Below are 16,278 nucleotides of genomic sequence, written 5' to 3'. Positions count from 1 at the left end.
TTGTCGGCGCCTCAAGCGCTGCGGCGGTTGTCCAGCGCAAAAGCGCCGGGACCGGCGAACACCAGATAGAGGAAGATGAAACAGAAGGAGATTGCCGCATCGCCGCCATTGTTGACCGGGAAAAAGCCGCTTGGCATGTGCGCCATGAAATAGGCGATCGCCATCTCGCCGCTGAGAAGGAACGCGACCGGCCTGGTGAACAGCCCCAATACCAGCAGGATGCCGCCAGCGAATTCGAGGATGCCCGCGGTCAGCGATAGGCCGCTCAGGGCGCCGGCATGATCGCTGACGGGAAAATTGAACAGTTTCTGGGTGCCGTGTTCCATAAACTGCAGCGCGGTCATGATGCGAAGCACAGCCAGAGCCTGCCGCTGATATCTGGCGAGACCGTCGAAAAGCTTCATCGAAGCTCCATTTTACCCCGAACTGGCCATAGATTATCGCCCGGCAAGGGACCATTTACTTCGCACGGCCTGCCATCAACAATCGGTGATTGGAAATGTTCCTCGTCCCTCAATATTTTTCTCGCTATGGTTGTATAAAATCGCTATAGTTGTATTGATAGCCAGACACTCCAACCATGTGGGTTCCGTTTGCCATGAGAAAAGTCGTCGTCAGCCTATTCGCCGTCGTTGCAGGCACCAGCGTCGCCATCGCCGACGACACCGGTTGTGCTGCTTTTAAATGGCCGGTGACGCGCGAGGAGGCCTTGTTTGCGGTGGCGCCCGCCGCGCAGTCTGGCGCTGACCTTTCGGTCGGCGAGGCTGCAGATGTGGCGTTGGTGCCGGTCGACACGATCAGCTTCACCGTTCCGCCGGAACGCGCGCCGGCAGCCGGTACATTCGGCGCGATGGCAAGCGTGGCCGTGCCCCCGGAGGGAGAACTCCAGATCAGCCTGTCCGATGAGGCCTGGGTCGATGTCGTTCAGGACGGCAAAGCCGTGAAGTTGGCGGGTTTCAGTGGTATGAAGACCTGTCCCGGGATACGCAAGAGCGTGCGCTTCAAGCCGGCCGCCGGCCCGGCGACCATCCAACTCAGCGGCGCCAAGAAAGAGACCCTCAAGATTGCTGTACTGGCGCCGGAATGACTTTGCGCCCTGAGGCAATTCATCTGCTCGCATCGCACCAACGGTGCGGTGCGGCTGTTCAATTTTGATAGGTATCGGGCTGGTTCAGTGTCCCGGCGCGATCAGCGCGAAATACGGGCGAGCCTCCGCCATGGGCACGATAGATTTCGCCTAGAGCGGTTCAGCTTTTGATAGAATCGCCGAACCGCTCTAAGTATTTGTTCTTACGCAATTCCGGACGGAAAACCGCTACGCACTTTCCTGGAATTGCTCTAAGAAAGTCGCCCGGATCGAATGGTACCTCCGGCTCCCCGAAGCTCTTTCGCTAACTCGCGCTCCCCAATTCTTGCCGTCGCCGAACGACACATAGCCGTCCAACTCAGCAGCACCAAAAAGTTGCGGTGCTGACGCTGGAATGATCCAGCGGCAGCACTCGGTTGGTCAGGACGCCTACCGCACCGGCGCCATCAGCGCGAAATGAGCGCCTTGCGGATCCGTGCACTGCACGATCCAACCGCCGCCGGGAACCTCCATCGGGCCCATCAGGATCTTGCCGCCATTGTCGGTCACGCGCTTGGCCGCCGCGTCGATGGCCGGAACATTGAAATAGAACTGCCAGGCCGGCACCGGAATCTGCTCGGGCTTGTTCATCATGCCGCCAATAGGCTCGCCGCCGGCGGCGAAGAGCTGGTAGGTGCCCATCGGCCCCATATCCATGGCCTCGCCCTTGGTCCAGCCGAATTGCCCGGCATAGAAATCGAACGCGGCCTGCCAGTCGGTCGTATAGAGCTCATGCCAGCCGATATTGCCGGGCGTCGCCAATGGCAGCGGCGGCTGGTCGGGGCCATCCGGCTGCAGGAAGTTGAAGGCCGCGCCTTGCGGATCGGCAACGACGGCAAAGCGGCCGACGCCCGGAATGTCATCGGGTTCGCGATGAACTGTACCGCCGGCCTCCTTCAACGATTTTGTCGAGGCATCGACATCCCTGGTGTGGATGTAGCCGATCCAGGCCGGCGGCATACCCATCTTGCGCACTTCGTCCGGCTGCGCCATCAGCCCGGCAACGCCGCGCTCGCCGACATTCATGACGATATAGCGCGGCATGCCGGGCGCGCCGTCGAAGGGCTGCGCCTTCCAGCCAACGACAGCGGTGTAGAACGCTTCGGCGGCGTCGAGATCGGTGGTCATCAGTTCGTACCAGAAAAAGGGCATCGGGGACTTTGGCATTGTCGTGCTCCCTGCGTTTCCAGTTGTGGATTGTGGTTCGATCCATCCTAGGACGATCTTGGCGACGGAAATCCGACATCTGGGCCAGAAATCGATGGCGGCAAGGCGCCCCTCATTCGTAATCTTGCGCAAGTCGCGGTTTTCGACTTTGCTTGCCGCCAACGAGGGTTGTTGATCCATGCGCCGGATGTCGCTCACTTCAGAGCTTGTCGCGCTATGCCATCGGGAGGAGGCCGATCCCGGTCCCGATGGAAGCTGGACGCAACTGACCGATGAGGATTTCCAGACGCTTGCCTCCCGGCTGTCAGGCGAGGCGGACGAGGGATCGCTATGGGTGTTCGCCTATGGCTCGCTGATCTGGAAGCCGGCCTTCGAGTCCGTCGAACAGCAGCGCGCCACCGCTTTCGGCTGGCATCGGTCTTTTTGCCTCGACATGGTCCGTTGGCGCGGCAGTGCCGAGCAGCCGGGCTTGATGATGGCGCTCGAACGGGGCGGGCGGTGCAACGGCGTGATCTACCGCTTGCCGGAAGGCGAAAAACCGCTGCAGATCGAAAGATTGCTGCGGCGCGAGATCAGCGATCACGAGAGTATCGGCTCAGTCAGGTGGCTTCCGGTGCGTACGGCTCAAGGCAGGCTAAGGGCGCTGGGCTTCTGGGTCGGTGTGACCGGCAGGGGCACCTCGCTCAACCAGCCGCTGGAGAGGGTAGCCCAAGTGCTGGCGCGGGCGTGCGGGCATGTCGGGTCCGGTGCCGAATATCTCTACAACACCGTCAGTCACCTGGAAGCGTTCGGCATTCGTGACCGCAATCTGTGGCGGCTGCAGGAACTGGTCGCGAACGAGATCAGGTCGATGCATGGCCGTGCCCCCGGAATGGGCCTCCTGTCTGCACAGTGATCGCGCGTGAAATAAAAACATGAGTATATCTATCATGTTTTTATCAAGCCTTTTCAGCGGCTTGCATCGAAAATTGACCAATTGATAAAAAAACAAAACGTGCTAGCCTTCGGCAAAACCACAAGAATGGGGAAGCGGAATGGCGACTGGTCATTTCAAGCAGGGCATTGCCGGCGGACGGCTTTCGCCCGAACAATATGCGGATAATTTTTCCGACCTGCATCCGCCGCTCGATCATCACGAGGCGCTGGTCGAGTCCGATCGCTGCTATTTCTGCTATGACGCGCCATGCATGAACGCATGCCCGACCTCGATCGACATCCCGCTGTTCATCCGCCAGATCTCGACCGGCAATCCGATCGGCTCGGCCAAGACGATTTTCGACCAGAACATTTTGGGCGGCATGTGCGCCCGCGTCTGCCCGACCGAGACGCTGTGCGAAGAGGTCTGCGTGCGCGAAGTGGCCGAAGGCAAGCCGGTGCAGATCGGCCGCCTGCAACGCTACGCCACCGATGTCGCGATGGCGCAGGACAAGCAGTTTTACCGGCGCGCTGAGCCGACCGGCAAGACGGTCGCCGTGGTTGGCGCCGGACCGGCGGGGCTTGCCGCCGCGCATCGGCTCGCCCGCCATGGTCATGAGGTGACCATCCTTGAGGCCCGCCCGAAGGCCGGCGGTCTCAATGAATACGGCATCGCCGCCTACAAGAGCATCGACAATTTCGCCCAGGCCGAGGTGGATTACGTCCTGTCGATCGGCGGCATCGAGGTTCAGAATGGCAAGGCGCTCGGCCGCGACTATCAGCTGTCGGACCTGACCAGGAACTACGACGCGGTGTTTCTCGGCATGGGGCTTGGCGGCGTCAATGCGCTGCGTGCCGACGGCGAGGAGGCGCAAGGCGTGACCAATGCCGTGGAGTTCATCGCGGAGCTTCGCCAGGCCAGTGACCTTGCCAGCCTGCCGGTCGGCCGGCGTGTCGTCGTCATCGGCGGCGGCATGACGGCGATCGACGCAGCGGTGCAATCGAAACTGCTCGGCGCCGAAGAGGTGACGATCTGCTACCGGCGCGGCCAGGAGCACATGAACGCCTCCGAATTCGAGCAGGATCTGGCCGCCGCCAACGGCGTCACGATCCGTCACTGGCTGCAGCCGAAGCGGGTCATTGCCGAAGGCGGCAAGGTGTCGGGCATCGAGCTCGAATACACGGCGATGGATGGCGAGAAACTCGTCGGCACCGGCGAGCGCCTGACGCTCACTGCCGACCAGGTGTTCAAGGCGATCGGCCAGAGCTTTGTCCCGGCTGCGCTCAATGGCAGCGGGGCCTTGCTTGCGTTGGAGGCTGGCCGCATCAAGGTCGATGCCGAATGCCGTACTTCGCTGGCCAATGTCTGGGCGGGCGGCGATTGTATCCATGGCGGCGACGACCTCACCGTCTCCGCCGTCGCTCAGGGCCGTGACGCCGCGGAATCGATCCACCGGGCACTGACCTCGAACGGGAGGGCATGAGCATGGCAGATATCAGAAACAATTTCGTCGGCATCAAATCGCCCAATCCGTTCTGGCTGGCCTCGGCGCCGCCGACCGACAAGGCCTACAACGTCATCCGCGCCTTTAAAGCGGGCTGGGGCGGCGTGGTGTGGAAGACGCTCGGCGAAGAGGGCCCGCCGGTGGTCAACGTCAACGGTCCGCGCTATGGCGCGATCTGGGGCGCCGACCGCCGCCTGCTCGGCCTCAACAACATCGAGCTGATCACCGACCGCGACCTGCAGGTCAATCTGCGCGAGATCAAGCAGGTCAAGAAGGACTGGCCCGACCGCGCCATCGTCGTCTCGCTGATGGTGCCTTGCGAGGAACACGCGTGGAAGGCGATCCTGCCGGTGGTCGAGGAGACGGAGGCCGACGGCATCGAGCTTAATTTCGGCTGCCCGCACGGCATGTCGGAACGCGGCATGGGTGCCGCCGTCGGCCAGGTGCCGGAATACATCGAAATGGTCGTGCGCTGGTGCAAGGCCAACACCCGCATGCCTGTCATCACCAAGCTGACGCCCAACATCACCGATGTGCGCAAGCCGGCGCGTGCCGCTCTTGCCGGCGGCACGGATGCGGTGTCGCTGATCAACACCATCAATTCGATTACCGGCGTCAATCTCGATAGTTTTGCACCGGAACCGACAATCGACGGCAAGGGTTCGCATGGCGGCTATTGCGGCCCGGCGGTGAAGCCGATCGCCATGAACATGGTCGCCGAGATCGCCCGCGATCCGGAAACGCATGGCCTGCCGATCTCCGGTATCGGCGGCATCACCACATGGCGCGACGCCGCCGAATTCATGGCGCTCGGCGCCGGCAATGTGCAGGTGTGCACCGCGGCGATGACCTATGGCTTCAAGATCGTGCAGGAGATGATCGCCGGCCTGGAAAACTGGATGGACGAGAAGGGCCATGCCTCGCTCGACGATATCGTCGGCCGCGCCACGCCCAACGTCACCGACTGGCAATATCTCAACCTTAACTACATCGCCAAGGCGCATATCGACCAGGAGGCCTGCATCAAATGCGGCCGCTGCCACATCGCCTGCGAGGACACCTCGCACCAGGCGATCACCGCAATGGTCGACGGCGCCAGGCACTTCGAAGTGATCGAGGCCGAATGCGTCGGCTGCAATCTCTGCGTCAATGTCTGCCCGGTCGAGAACTGCATCACCATGGAGCCGCTGGCGGCCGGCGTGATGGACCAGCGCACCGGCAGACCGGTGTCGCCGGTCTACGCCAACTGGACGACGCATCCCAACAATCCGATGGCCAAGGTGGCGGCGGAATAGGGGCGGCCGCCTGTTGTGGAAAAGCGGCGTCTGCGGCGCCGCTTTTTTCAAAAGTATATTGAAGATAAAATTTATCCACGATAGGATATATCCGTGAATTGGAGATCAGCACGATGAAGCTGGGCGAGGGCGTCGAAGCGGCCATCCACTGCGCCGCGATGCTTGCCGGCGTGGAAGGCGCGGCGACTATACCGGGTGCTGCCATGGCCGAAGCGTTCGGCCTGTCGCCGAGCTATCTCCTCAAGCATCTCAATGCGCTGACGGCGTCGCGCATTCTGGAATCGGTGCCCGGGCCATCGGGCGGTTACCGGCTGGCGCGGCGGGCGGAGCGCATAACGCTGCTCGATATCGTGCTCGCCGTGGAAGGACGCGAACCGGCCTTTCGTTGCGGCGAAATCCGTCAGCGCGGACCGGCCAGGCTCGATGCTTCCGTCTATGTCAAACCCTGCGGCATCAGCGTCGCGATGATGAAGGCTGAGCGCGCCTATCGCGCCGCTCTTGCCGAGGCCCGGCTGTCGGACATCGTGGCGGAATATGTAAGCGATGCCGATCCCCGTTCAGTCGCCGCGAACTGCGCCTTTGTCGAGCGCCATCAGCGACCACAGAAATCCAGTTCAACCAAGCAAGCGTGAAAGGCAAAGACGATGAAACAGAGGCTGCAATTCTTCGGCGCTGCGCCGGAAATCATGAAAGCGGTATCGGCGCTCAACAAGGCGGTCGACGAATGCGGGCTCGAGGAAAGCCTGTTGCATCTGATCAAGCTGCGGGCATCGCAGATCAATGGCTGTTCGTATTGCGTCGAGATGCACAGCCGCGAGGCGCGCCATGACGGCGAGACCGAGCAGCGGCTTTATCTCGTCTCCGCCTGGAAGGAATCGCCGCTGTTTTCCGAACGAGAACGCGCTGCCTTCGCCTGGACCGAAGCGGTGACGAAGATCGCCGATAACGGTGTCTCGGACGAACTCTATGCGCGCACGCTCGAGCATTTCTCGGAAGAGGAATTGGTCAAGCTGTCTGTCGCGCTTGGCATGATCAACGCCTGGAACCGGCTTTGCATCCCGTTCCAGGCCATTCATCCGATGCCGGCGGCGAAAGCTGCCTGAGCGGTCGAACCGGCGCGCGGCCTGGGCGCCGCGTGCCATTTTTGTTTGAGGATCAAGAACATGATGGCAAATTTTGAGAATGAAATTCTGTTTGCCGCCCGCCTGCTGCTTGGCGGCGCCTTTGTCTTTGCCGGTCTGCGCAACATCCAGAACGCTACCTTCCTGACCCAGCTGATGACGACACGCGGCGTGCCGCAGGCGCGGCTGATGCTGTGGCTGGGTATCGTCCTGCAGGTCGTCTCCGGAGCGCTGGTGATATCAGGTGTCTGGACCGCTGCCGCCGCCTTGTGCCTGGTGCTGTTCCTGATTGTCGCCACGCCGATGTTCCACAATTTCTGGGATCATCAGGGGCCCGAGCGGGCGTCCCGCATCAACGGCTTTGTCGGCAATGTGGCGTTGACTGGAGGGTTCCTGGCGCTGGTGGCGCAGCCGCTTTGACGGTTCGGACGGCCGCCTCGCGGCGGCAGCCGCCACGGTCTGTGGCGACATGCCAGTTTCCGCGCCGCGAGGCCGAAGCGGAAGAGCCGCCGACGATCACGGCATGTGAGGGTTTCTCGCTCGTGAACGTTATCCCTTCGATGTTAAGGTGGCCGGCTGACGCTCGACCAGATCGAGGCTCAATGTCCGCAAATGCTGTCTTGCCTTTGCATCATAGGCCTGCGCGTTGGCGCGGGCTTCCCTCAGACCGTCGAAATACAGGCCGCTCCGCCCTTCCAGGTCAGGCGATATCGCAAGGTTAAGGATGGCGTCAGCGCCGGTCTCGACCGAGTTCCACGGCGTGACGCCGGCTTGCCGGACCATGGTCGTATTCATGTAGCTTGCCGGATGGAGGCTGTTGACGGTCACATTGCTGCCCTTCAGCTCCTGCGCCAGATCGATGGTGAACATGATCTGCGCCAGCTTGCTCTGGCAGTAGGCACGGACGCCATCGTAGCTGCGGGTCAGCATGACATCGTCGAAATCGATCGCCTGCTGGCCGGCCGAGGCGACGTTGACGATGCGCGCCGGCGCGCTCGCCTTGAGCAGCGGCAGAAGCTGCGAAGTGAGCAGGAAGCCGGCGAGGTAGTTGACGGCAAAGCGCAGTTCGTAGCCGTCGGCGCTGACCTGTCGTTTGGTGCCGGCGGTGCCGATGCCGGCGTTGTTGATGAGGATATCGAGCCGATCCGTGCGGGCGCGGACAGCCTCGGCGAGACGGCGGATTTCGGCGAGCGACGAAAGGTCGGCGACGAGAAGCTCGGCCTTGCCGCCGGCGGTTTCGATCTCGGCGACCGTCGCCTTGCCTCGTGTCGCATCGCGGCCATGCACCAGGACACGCGCGCCGCCGGCGCCGAGCCTTTGCGCAACCACGCGGCCGACGCCGTCGGTCGATCCGGTGATGAGGATTGTCTTGTCGTTCAGTTCCATGCTTGAGCCTCCACATTGTTGCTCTGGGTGGAAGATGGGGCATCCGACACGCCTCAAACAGTTCAAACATTATCCTGGCATCCATACTGCTATAATGGCGTCGATGGATTCCCCGACGCAATCAGCCGATGGTTGGCCGCAGCCCCGTAAGCTTCGTCATCGCAGGGCGTAGCAGCCGCGAAGCGATGCAGCGCAGATCCCAGGATGACGAAACGAGAGTTAGGTTTTCGGCTTCAGCCCGTCGATGAACAGCTGTTCCAGAAATCTTGCCGCATCCTCGAAGCGGCCGTCACCGCCGCGGTTGGGACCGAGCACGGCGCGGACCTGAACGTCGAAATCGGCGTAATGCTGCGTCGTCGCCCAGATCGAGAAGATCAGGTGCCAAGGGTCGGTGCGGGCGATCTTGCCGGCGCGCATCCAGCCCTTGATGACGGCGGCCTTCTCGTCGACCAGCGTCTTCAACTCGCCTTCCAGCATCGGCATGATGCGCGGCGCGCCCTGCAGGATCTCGTTGGCGAACAGGCGGCTTTCCCTAGGGAAATCGCGCGCCATTTCGAGCTTGCGCCTGATATAGCTGCGCAATTCGGTCAGGGGGTCGCCGATGTCGTCGAGTTCGCGCAGTGGCGCCAGCCAGGTGTCCAGAAGCCGCTGCATCAGCGTCTCGTGAATGTCCTCCTTGCGGCGGAAATAGTAGAGCAGGTTAGGCTTCGACATGCCGGCGGCTTCGGCGATCTGGTCGATGGTCGAGCCGCGAAAGCCGTTGGTTGAGAAGACCTCGAGCGCCGCCTCCAGGATGAGTTCGCGCTTTTCCTGCTGGATGCGGGTGCGGCGAGGGGCGGGGGTGTCCATGTCGGCCGTCATCCCCGCAGGACACTGCTGCGAGGGTTATCTGGACCAATTCTCTGGACCAGTTTTTCTCCGGCCTGTGGAGCGCGCTTCAACTGCCGCATTTCCGCTAGTAATCCCTTGACCGCCGACAGGGCGGTGCTAACGTTTGTCCAATCGGTCAAAATTTGCGTAGCACGAAAACGCAGCAGAGACCAAGTGTCGGAAAGACCAAGCGTTAGCCGCACCGAAACAGGTTACAAGGGGAAGTCTTGGTCATGTCCAACCGGCTGAAAGTCACGCCGAACGATCTCAGCGCATTCTGGATGCCGTTCACGGCAAACCGGCAGTTCAAACAGGCGCCTCGCATGATGGTGTCCGCCAAGGACATGCATTACACGACGAGCGACGGGCGCAAGGTTCTCGACGGTACCGCCGGCCTCTGGTGTGTCAATGCCGGCCACTGCCGGCCGAAGATCACCGAGGCGATCCAGCAACAGGCCGCCGAACTCGACTATGCGCCGGCCTTCCAGATGGGCCATCCGATCGTCTTCGAGCTGGCGAACCGCTTGGTCGACATCGCGCCGAAGGGCATGGACCATGTGTTCTTCACCAATTCCGGATCCGAATCGGTCGAGACCGCGCTGAAGATGGCGATCGCCTATCACCGCGCCAAAGGCGAGGGCTCGCGCACCCGCCTGATCGGCCGCGAGCGCGGCTATCATGGCGTCAATTTCGGCGGCATCTCGGTCGGCGGCATCGTCACCAATCGCAAGATGTTCGGCACGCTGCTCGGCGGCGTCGACCACATGCCGCACACGCATCTGCCCGAGAAGAATTCGTTCACCAAGGGCGTGCCCGAACATGGCGCGGAATTGGCCAACGAGCTGGAGCGCATCGTCGCGCTGCACGACGCCTCGACCATCGCGGCGGTCATCGTCGAGCCGGTGGCCGGTTCCACTGGCGTCATCCTGCCGCCGAAGGGCTATCTCGAGAGGCTGCGCGAGATCTGCACCAAGCACGGCATCCTGTTGATCTTCGATGAGGTCATCACCGGTTTCGGCCGCCTCGGCACGCCGTTTGCCGCCGACTATTTCGGCGTCACGCCCGATATCATGACGACCGCCAAGGGCGTCTCCAACGGCGTCATCCCGATGGGCGCGGTGTTCGTGAAGAAGGAAATCCACGACGCCTTCATGACCGGCCCCGAGCACATGATCGAGTTCTTCCACGGCTATACCTATTCGGGCAATCCGATCGCCTGCGCGGCGGCGCTGGGCACGCTCGACACCTATAAGGAAGAGGGGCTGCTGACCCGCGGCGAGGAACTGGCGCCGTATTGGGAAGACGCGCTGCATTCGCTGAAGGGCGAGCCGAACGTCATCGATATCAGAAACATCGGCCTGATCGGCGCGATCGAGCTGGCGCCGATCCCCGGCAGCCCGACCAAGCGTGCCTTCTCGGCTTTCGTCAAGGCGTTTGAGCGCGGCGCCCTGATCCGCACCACCGGCGACATCATCGCGCTGTCACCGCCGCTGATCATCACCAAGGGCCAGATCAATGAATTGATCGACCATGTGCGTGAAGTGCTGAGGGCAGTGGATTGAGAAACTGGGCGCAGCTTTCCCTCCCCCTTGAGGGGAGGGTGGCCGCGAAGCGGTCGGGTGGGGTCGGTGGCGACGCGCGCCGACCTGATCTCTTGCTGCGAGATTGTTTCTGATGCCCCGTACCCGCGTGAGCTTCGAAATGCGTCAAAAGGCGCGCGCGCTTCGAGTTCATGCGACCAAAGGCGAATCCCTGCTGTGGTATGAACTGCGCGAATTGAAATCGGGCGGGTTCAAGTTCCGCCGCCAGTGCCCGATCGGACCCTATATCGTCGACTTCGCTTGTCTTGCGGTAAGGCTGGTGGTGGAAGTGGATGGCGACTTGCACGAACAGGAGAGGGGCAAGCGGCACGATGCTGTCCGTGACGCCTATCTGCGATCGCTCGGATTCGATATATTTCGCGTTGACGAGCCCGATGTCATAAACAGCGCATGGCATGTCGCGCAGGTGGTGAAGGAGAAGGTCGTGCGCATGTTCGGCGACCCCTCCCGACTGCTTCGCGGCCACCCTCCCCTCGAGGGGGAGGGGGACGCCGGCGTGCCGCAATCGATGAGGTTTTAGAAAATGGCCGCTCCCGGCGAGAATCTGCGAATCAATTCAGACCGTTTGTGGGATTCGATAATGGAGATGGCGAAGATCGGCCCCGGCATTGCCGGCGGCAACAATCGCCAGACATTGACCGATGAGGACGGCGAAGGGCGGCATCTGTTCAAGCGCTGGTGCGAAGCGGCGGGGCTCGAAATGGGCCTCGACGAGATGGGCACGATGTTTGCCCGCCGCGAAGGCACCGACCCTGATCTGCCGCCTGTCTATGTCGGTAGCCATCTCGATACTCAGCCGACCGGCGGCAAGTATGACGGCGTGCTCGGCGTGCTTGGCGGGCTGGAGATCGTGCGCTCGCTCAACGAGCTCGGCATCAAGACCAAACATCCGATCGTCGTCACCAACTGGACGAACGAGGAAGGTGCGCGCTTTGCGCCGGCCATGATGGCATCCGGCGTTTTTGCCGGCGTCCTCGACCAGGCCGATGTCTATTCGCATGTCGACAAGGACGGCAAGAAGTTTGGCGAGGAGCTCGAACGCATCGGCTGGAAGGGCGCCGAGAAAGTCGGTGACCGCAAGATACACGCCTTCTTCGAGCTGCATATCGAGCAAGGGCCGATCCTCGAGGACGAGGGCATCGATATCGGCGTCGTCACCCATGGCCAGGGGCTGAAATGGCTGCAGGTGACGCTGACCGGCAAGGAGGCGCATACCGGCTCGACGCCGATGCCCAAGCGCCGCAACGCCGGGCTCGGCATGGCGCGGGTGATCGAGCTGGTTCACGAGATCGCCATGGACTACCAGCCCGACGCCGTCGGCGCGGTCGGCCATATGGAGGTCTATCCGAACTCGCGCAACATCATCGCCGGACGCACCGTATTCACCATCGACATCCGCTCGCCGGAAAAGGAAGTGCTGGACGCGATGGACGGGCGCATCCGTGAGGGGATCGACACGATCTGCGAAGCGCTCGACATCAAATACGTGATCGATCAGGTCGGCCATTTCGATCCGGTCACCTTCGATGCGGGCTGCGTCAAGGCTGTGCGGGAAGCGGCAGAGCGCTTGGGTTATACGCATCGCAACATCGTCTCCGGGGCCGGCCACGACGCCTGCTGGATCAACCGCGTCGCGCCGACGGCGATGGTGATGTGCCCGTGCGTCGATGGCCTGTCGCACAACGAGGCCGAAGAGATCTCCAAGGAATGGGCGGCGGCCGGCGCCGATGTTTTGTTCCATGCGGTGGTGGAGACGGCTGTCATCGTGGAGTGAGCTAGAAACCAAGATTCCGAACGCCGCTCGCCAGAAGCGCGAAGAGAACAAGGGAACAAGAAAATGTCCAAAGTCATCAAGAACGGCACCATCGTGACCGCCGACCGCAGCTGGAAGGCCGACGTGCTGTTCAAGCACGGCAAGATCATCGCCATCGGCCCGGATCTGCATGGCGACCACGAGTTCGACGCCACCGGCTGCTATGTGATGCCGGGCGGCATCGACCCGCATACCCATCTCGAAATGCCGTTCATGGGCACATACTCGGCCGATGATTTCGAGAGCGGCACGCGCGCCGCGCTTGCCGGCGGCACCACCATGGTTGTCGATTTCTGCCTGCCGGCGCCGCAGCAGTCTCTGCTCGAGGCCTTGCAGATGTGGGACAACAAGACCTCGAAAGCATCCTGCGACTATTCCTTCCACATGGCGATCACCTGGTGGGGCAAGCAGGTGTTCGACGAGATGGCCACCGTCGTCGACAAGGGCATAACCTCGTTCAAGCACTTCATGGCCTACAAGGGGGCGCTGATGGTCGACGACGACGAGATGTATTCGTCGTTCCAGCGTTGCGCCGATCTTGGCGCGCTGCCGCTGGTCCATGCCGAGAATGGCGACGTGGTTGCCGCCCTGTCGCAGAAGCTGCTGGCCGCGGGCAATAACGGCCCCGAAGGGCACGCCTATTCGCGCCCGCCGGAAGTGGAAGGCGAGGCGACCAACCGCGCCATCATGATCGCCGACATGGCCGGCGTGCCGCTCTATGTCGTCCACGTCTCCTGCGAGCAGGCCCATGAAGCCATTCGCAGAGCGCGACAGAAAGGCATGCGCGTGTTTGGCGAGCCATTGATCCAGCATCTGACGCTCGATGAGAGCGAATATTTCGACAAGGACTGGGACCATGCGGCGCGCCGGGTGATGAGCCCGCCCTTCCGCAACAAATTGCATCAGGATTCGCTGTGGGCCGGCCTGCAGGCCGGATCGCTGCAAGTGGTGGCGACCGACCATTGCGCCTTCACCACCAGCCAAAAGCGCAACGGCGTCGGCGATTTCACCAAAATCCCGAACGGCACCGGCGGGCTCGAGGACCGTTTGCCAGTGCTGTGGACGGCGGGCGTCAACACCGGCCGGCTGACGATGAACGAATTCGTCGCGGTGACCTCGACCAACATCGCCAAGATCCTCAACATGTATCCGAAGAAGGGCGCCATCGTCGAAGGCGCGGACGCCGACATCGTGGTCTGGGACCCGAAGCGAAAGAAGACGATCACCTCCAAGAAACAGCAATCGGTGATCGACTACAACGTCTTCGAAGGTTTTGAGGTCACCGGCCTGCCGCGCTTTGTCTTCTCGCGCGGCGAACTGTCGATCCAGGAGGCTGAGGTCAAGGCGAAGCCCGGCCATGGCGAGTTCGTCGGCCGCGAGCCGAATGCAGCGGTCAACCGGGCGCTGTCGACCTGGAAGGAGATTTCTGCGCCGCGCAAAGTGGAACGCACAGGTATTCCGGCGACCGGGGTCTGAACATGCACGCTGTTCATGTCGCCATAGCAGCCGCGGCCCTGCTGGCCGCCGGCCAGGCTTCGGCCGCCGCGATCGACCTTTCCAAGCCCTATGGCAACAAGTCAGGCTGTATCAACAAGAACGGTCAGCAGGTCTATGCCGAGGACATGCTGCTCCTGACCGACAAGGAATTCATCACTGTGGCCAGCGCCTGCACTTTCACCGAAAAGCAGGCACAGGCCGACGGTTCGCTGGTGGTGAAATCACTGTGCGACGCGGAAGGCGAGGAAGGTCAGTCGCCAATCCAGTTCACCATCAGGCGCAGCCTGAAGAACGCCAAGAGGCTGGTGATTGCCGACGAGGACGGCATGGTCATGGGGGAAGTCTCCCGTTGCCGATGATGGCCGCTGCCTCAGCGTCGGCCTCAGGCGACCTGCCCATCCAGTTGCGGCAGCAGGACGACGCTTTCCTGTTCGTTGGGATCGGTGCGGGCGATGACCGCCGAGGCCGGGCTGGCGCTCAGATTGGCCGGCAGATGCGGCACTCCGGCAGGAATGTAGAAGAGGTCACCGGACTTGACCACGATCTGCTGTTCGAGCCGGTCGCCATACCAGGTATGGACCTCGCCGGAGAGCACATAGATCGCCGTCTCATGGCTTTCATGCATGTGCGCCTTGGCGCGGGCACCGGGGGGCATGGTGAGCAGGTGCATGCAGATACCGGAGGAACCGACGGTCTCGGCGGCGATGCCGGTGAAATAACTCAGTCCCTGCTTGCCTTCATAAGAGCTTTCAGGGCGGATAAGATGACAAGTGGGTTTGGGCGACATCGGGGCGACTCTCGATCGAGTGGGAACTCTCAGCCGGATAGGACAGGGCGAGTGGAAAGCAACATCGAGGAAAGATCAACCGGATTCCGACCGGCGCGGCAGCGGTGCGAAAAGGCAGGCTGCGGCCTATGACGGGAGCATCGCCAGCCGTCGTTTCGGCAAGCAAGCTCGGCCTGACCTTCCAGACCAGTGACGGTCCGGTGCAGGCGCTGTCGAATGTCGACCTGACCATCGGCAAGGGCGAATTCGTGTCCTTCATCGGGCCGTCCGGCTGCGGCAAGACGACCTTGCTGCGGGTCATCGCCGATCTGGAGAAGCCGACCTCGGGAAGCATCTCGGTCAACGGCATGACGCCCGAGCAGGCGCGTGAGAGCCGCGCCTATGGCTATGTCTTCCAGGCGGCGGCGCTGTATCCGTGGCGTACGATCGAGCGCAATGTGGCGCTGCCGCTGGAGATCATGGGCCTGTCCAAGGCAGAGCAGGCGGCGCGGATCAAGCGCACGCTCGATCTCGTCAATTTGTCCGGCTTCGAGCAGAAATATCCGTGGCAGCTTTCCGGCGGCATGCAGCAGCGCGCCTCGATCGCGCGGGCGCTGGCCTTCGATGCCGATCTTCTGTTGATGGACGAGCCGTTCGGCGCGCTGGACGAGATCGTGCGCGACCATCTCAACGAACAGCTGCTGGAACTGTGGGAACGGACCAACAAGACCATCTGCTTCGTCACCCATTCCATTCCCGAGGCGGTCTACCTTTCGACGCGCATCATCGTCATGTCGCCGCGTCCGGGCCGCGTCAGCGACGTCATCGAATCGACGCTGCCCAAGCAGCGGCCGCTCGACATCCGCGAGACGCCGGAATTCCTGGCGATCGCCGCGCGCGTGCGTGATGGCCTCAGGGCAGGGCACAGCTATGATGATTGAGGCGGTGGAGAATGGGCTGCCTCCTGACGGGGGAGTGGCTGACCCTCCCTTCGTCATCCTAGGGCGGACCCGCCGCGAACCGGCGTGCGTAAAGGGAGCGCCAAACCACGCCCTCGTCATCCTAGGGCGAAGCAAGGAGCGAAGCGACGCGGCGCAGACCCTAGGATCCATGCCGTTACCTTCCCGCCCCGCAACGGTGCGAAACATTGCTCCCGACCTAAAGAAACCATCAGCCGTCGTGGCTTGCCCTGCGGACATTCTGAAGCGTTTGGGTT

The 16,278-nt window shown here is 62.2% G+C and carries 18 protein-coding genes; 13 read left to right on the top strand and 5 right to left on the bottom strand.

All coding sequences use genetic code 11. The annotated features are described in order from the left end of the window. Positions 1-11 precede the first annotated feature (11 nt). Positions 12-404, bottom strand: a complete 393-nt coding sequence (locus RPG13_RS24825; RefSeq protein WP_095482903.1) for a DoxX family protein — start codon at positions 402-404, stop codon at positions 12-14. 194 nt (positions 405-598) lie between these two features. On the opposite strand from RPG13_RS24825, the gene RPG13_RS24820 reads away from it, so the two are divergent. Further along, a complete protein-coding gene (locus tag RPG13_RS24820) occupies positions 599-1,087 on the top strand; it encodes a hypothetical protein (RefSeq protein ID WP_245461510.1) in 489 nt (162 codons plus the stop codon). Between the two features lie 429 nt (positions 1,088-1,516). Here the strand turns inward: RPG13_RS24820 and RPG13_RS24815 are convergent, their stop codons facing one another. After that, positions 1,517-2,293, bottom strand: coding sequence for a VOC family protein (locus tag RPG13_RS24815; RefSeq protein WP_127205697.1), 777 nt, complete (start codon positions 2,291-2,293; stop codon positions 1,517-1,519). A 178-nt stretch (positions 2,294-2,471) separates the two neighbouring features. On the opposite strand from RPG13_RS24815, the gene RPG13_RS24810 reads away from it, so the two are divergent. From RPG13_RS24810 to RPG13_RS24785, 6 genes are all read left to right on the top strand, one after another. Beyond that, entirely contained in the window at positions 2,472-3,188 is a 717-nt protein-coding gene (locus RPG13_RS24810) for a gamma-glutamylcyclotransferase (protein ID WP_337126253.1), read from the top strand. Between the two features lie 139 nt (positions 3,189-3,327). Further along, on the top strand, positions 3,328-4,692 hold the full coding sequence (locus RPG13_RS24805) for an NAD(P)-dependent oxidoreductase (RefSeq protein ID WP_128243202.1): 1,365 nt from the start codon (positions 3,328-3,330) through the stop codon (positions 4,690-4,692). A 2-nt stretch (positions 4,693-4,694) separates the two neighbouring features. Further along, positions 4,695-6,008, top strand: coding sequence for an NAD-dependent dihydropyrimidine dehydrogenase subunit PreA (preA, locus tag RPG13_RS24800; protein WP_128243201.1), 1,314 nt, complete (start codon positions 4,695-4,697; stop codon positions 6,006-6,008). Positions 6,009-6,121: 113 nt separating this feature from the next. Beyond that, positions 6,122-6,640: an RrF2 family transcriptional regulator gene (locus RPG13_RS24795; RefSeq protein ID WP_128243200.1), complete on the top strand. Its 519-nt coding sequence runs from the start codon at positions 6,122-6,124 to the stop codon at positions 6,638-6,640. A 12-nt stretch (positions 6,641-6,652) separates the two neighbouring features. Then, on the top strand, positions 6,653-7,111 hold the full coding sequence (locus RPG13_RS24790; protein WP_095482898.1) for a carboxymuconolactone decarboxylase family protein: 459 nt from the start codon (positions 6,653-6,655) through the stop codon (positions 7,109-7,111). Positions 7,112-7,171: 60 nt separating this feature from the next. Further along, positions 7,172-7,549 (top strand): DoxX family protein, encoded by a 378-nt coding sequence (locus RPG13_RS24785; RefSeq protein ID WP_095482946.1) that lies wholly within the window; start codon positions 7,172-7,174, stop codon positions 7,547-7,549. Positions 7,550-7,678: 129 nt separating this feature from the next. On the opposite strand, the gene RPG13_RS24780 is transcribed toward RPG13_RS24785, so the two are convergent. Then, positions 7,679-8,515 (bottom strand): SDR family oxidoreductase, encoded by an 837-nt coding sequence (locus tag RPG13_RS24780; protein WP_095482897.1) that lies wholly within the window; start codon positions 8,513-8,515, stop codon positions 7,679-7,681. A 219-nt stretch (positions 8,516-8,734) separates the two neighbouring features. Next, a complete protein-coding gene (locus RPG13_RS24775) occupies positions 8,735-9,364 on the bottom strand; it encodes a TetR family transcriptional regulator C-terminal domain-containing protein (protein WP_128243199.1) in 630 nt (209 codons plus the stop codon). Positions 9,365-9,618: 254 nt separating this feature from the next. On the opposite strand from RPG13_RS24775, the gene RPG13_RS24770 reads away from it, so the two are divergent. The 5 genes from RPG13_RS24770 (at position 9,619) to RPG13_RS24750 (ending at position 14,655) form a co-directional block, all read left to right on the top strand. Continuing rightward, positions 9,619-10,947: an aspartate aminotransferase family protein gene (locus RPG13_RS24770; RefSeq protein ID WP_337126252.1), complete on the top strand. Its 1,329-nt coding sequence runs from the start codon at positions 9,619-9,621 to the stop codon at positions 10,945-10,947. Between the two features lie 112 nt (positions 10,948-11,059). Then, positions 11,060-11,506 carry an endonuclease domain-containing protein gene (locus RPG13_RS24765; protein WP_128285508.1) on the top strand — a complete coding sequence of 149 codons (447 nt, stop codon included), beginning with the start codon at positions 11,060-11,062 and terminating at the stop codon, positions 11,504-11,506. 3 nt (positions 11,507-11,509) lie between these two features. After that, positions 11,510-12,760, top strand: coding sequence for a Zn-dependent hydrolase (locus RPG13_RS24760; RefSeq protein ID WP_126105854.1), 1,251 nt, complete (start codon positions 11,510-11,512; stop codon positions 12,758-12,760). A 63-nt stretch (positions 12,761-12,823) separates the two neighbouring features. Next, the gene (hydA, locus tag RPG13_RS24755) at positions 12,824-14,275 is read left to right on the top strand and encodes a dihydropyrimidinase (RefSeq protein WP_095482893.1); all 1,452 of its coding nucleotides are present in this window, start codon (positions 12,824-12,826) and stop codon (positions 14,273-14,275) included. A 2-nt stretch (positions 14,276-14,277) separates the two neighbouring features. Beyond that, on the top strand, positions 14,278-14,655 hold the full coding sequence (locus RPG13_RS24750; RefSeq protein ID WP_128243195.1) for a hypothetical protein: 378 nt from the start codon (positions 14,278-14,280) through the stop codon (positions 14,653-14,655). Between the two features lie 23 nt (positions 14,656-14,678). On the opposite strand, the gene RPG13_RS24745 is transcribed toward RPG13_RS24750, so the two are convergent. Beyond that, positions 14,679-15,083, bottom strand: coding sequence for a cupin domain-containing protein (locus RPG13_RS24745; protein ID WP_127206596.1), 405 nt, complete (start codon positions 15,081-15,083; stop codon positions 14,679-14,681). 128 nt (positions 15,084-15,211) lie between these two features. On the opposite strand from RPG13_RS24745, the gene RPG13_RS24740 reads away from it, so the two are divergent. Continuing rightward, on the top strand, positions 15,212-16,003 hold the full coding sequence (locus RPG13_RS24740) for an ABC transporter ATP-binding protein (protein WP_128243194.1): 792 nt from the start codon (positions 15,212-15,214) through the stop codon (positions 16,001-16,003). Positions 16,004-16,278 lie beyond the last annotated feature (275 nt).

This window comes from Mesorhizobium sp. ISC15 (genome assembly GCF_037162615.1).
In the GTDB taxonomy this organism is placed as follows: domain Bacteria; phylum Pseudomonadota; class Alphaproteobacteria; order Rhizobiales; family Rhizobiaceae; genus Mesorhizobium; species Mesorhizobium mediterraneum.
This window is presented reverse-complemented; position numbering and strand designations above follow the sequence as displayed.

Coding starts and splice junctions, on each gene's coding strand:
- RPG13_RS24760 (WP_126105854.1), top strand. CDS start 11,510: ATGGCCGCTCCCGGCGAGAATCTGCGAATCAATTCAGACCGTTTGTGG.
- preA (WP_128243201.1), top strand. CDS start 4,695: ATGGCAGATATCAGAAACAATTTCGTCGGCATCAAATCGCCCAATCCG.
- RPG13_RS24795 (WP_128243200.1), top strand. CDS start 6,122: ATGAAGCTGGGCGAGGGCGTCGAAGCGGCCATCCACTGCGCCGCGATG.
- RPG13_RS24815 (WP_127205697.1), bottom strand. CDS start 2,293: ATGCCAAAGTCCCCGATGCCCTTTTTCTGGTACGAACTGATGACCACC.
- RPG13_RS24790 (WP_095482898.1), top strand. CDS start 6,653: ATGAAACAGAGGCTGCAATTCTTCGGCGCTGCGCCGGAAATCATGAAA.
- RPG13_RS24765 (WP_128285508.1), top strand. CDS start 11,060: ATGCCCCGTACCCGCGTGAGCTTCGAAATGCGTCAAAAGGCGCGCGCG.
- RPG13_RS24775 (WP_128243199.1), bottom strand. CDS start 9,364: ATGGACACCCCCGCCCCTCGCCGCACCCGCATCCAGCAGGAAAAGCGC.
- hydA (WP_095482893.1), top strand. CDS start 12,824: ATGTCCAAAGTCATCAAGAACGGCACCATCGTGACCGCCGACCGCAGC.
- RPG13_RS24825 (WP_095482903.1), bottom strand. CDS start 404: ATGAAGCTTTTCGACGGTCTCGCCAGATATCAGCGGCAGGCTCTGGCT.
- RPG13_RS24745 (WP_127206596.1), bottom strand. CDS start 15,083: ATGTCGCCCAAACCCACTTGTCATCTTATCCGCCCTGAAAGCTCTTAT.
- RPG13_RS24805 (WP_128243202.1), top strand. CDS start 3,328: ATGGCGACTGGTCATTTCAAGCAGGGCATTGCCGGCGGACGGCTTTCG.
- RPG13_RS24770 (WP_337126252.1), top strand. CDS start 9,619: ATGTCCAACCGGCTGAAAGTCACGCCGAACGATCTCAGCGCATTCTGG.
- RPG13_RS24780 (WP_095482897.1), bottom strand. CDS start 8,515: ATGGAACTGAACGACAAGACAATCCTCATCACCGGATCGACCGACGGC.
- RPG13_RS24810 (WP_337126253.1), top strand. CDS start 2,472: ATGCGCCGGATGTCGCTCACTTCAGAGCTTGTCGCGCTATGCCATCGG.
- RPG13_RS24740 (WP_128243194.1), top strand. CDS start 15,212: ATGACGGGAGCATCGCCAGCCGTCGTTTCGGCAAGCAAGCTCGGCCTG.
- RPG13_RS24750 (WP_128243195.1), top strand. CDS start 14,278: ATGCACGCTGTTCATGTCGCCATAGCAGCCGCGGCCCTGCTGGCCGCC.
- RPG13_RS24785 (WP_095482946.1), top strand. CDS start 7,172: ATGATGGCAAATTTTGAGAATGAAATTCTGTTTGCCGCCCGCCTGCTG.
- RPG13_RS24820 (WP_245461510.1), top strand. CDS start 599: ATGAGAAAAGTCGTCGTCAGCCTATTCGCCGTCGTTGCAGGCACCAGC.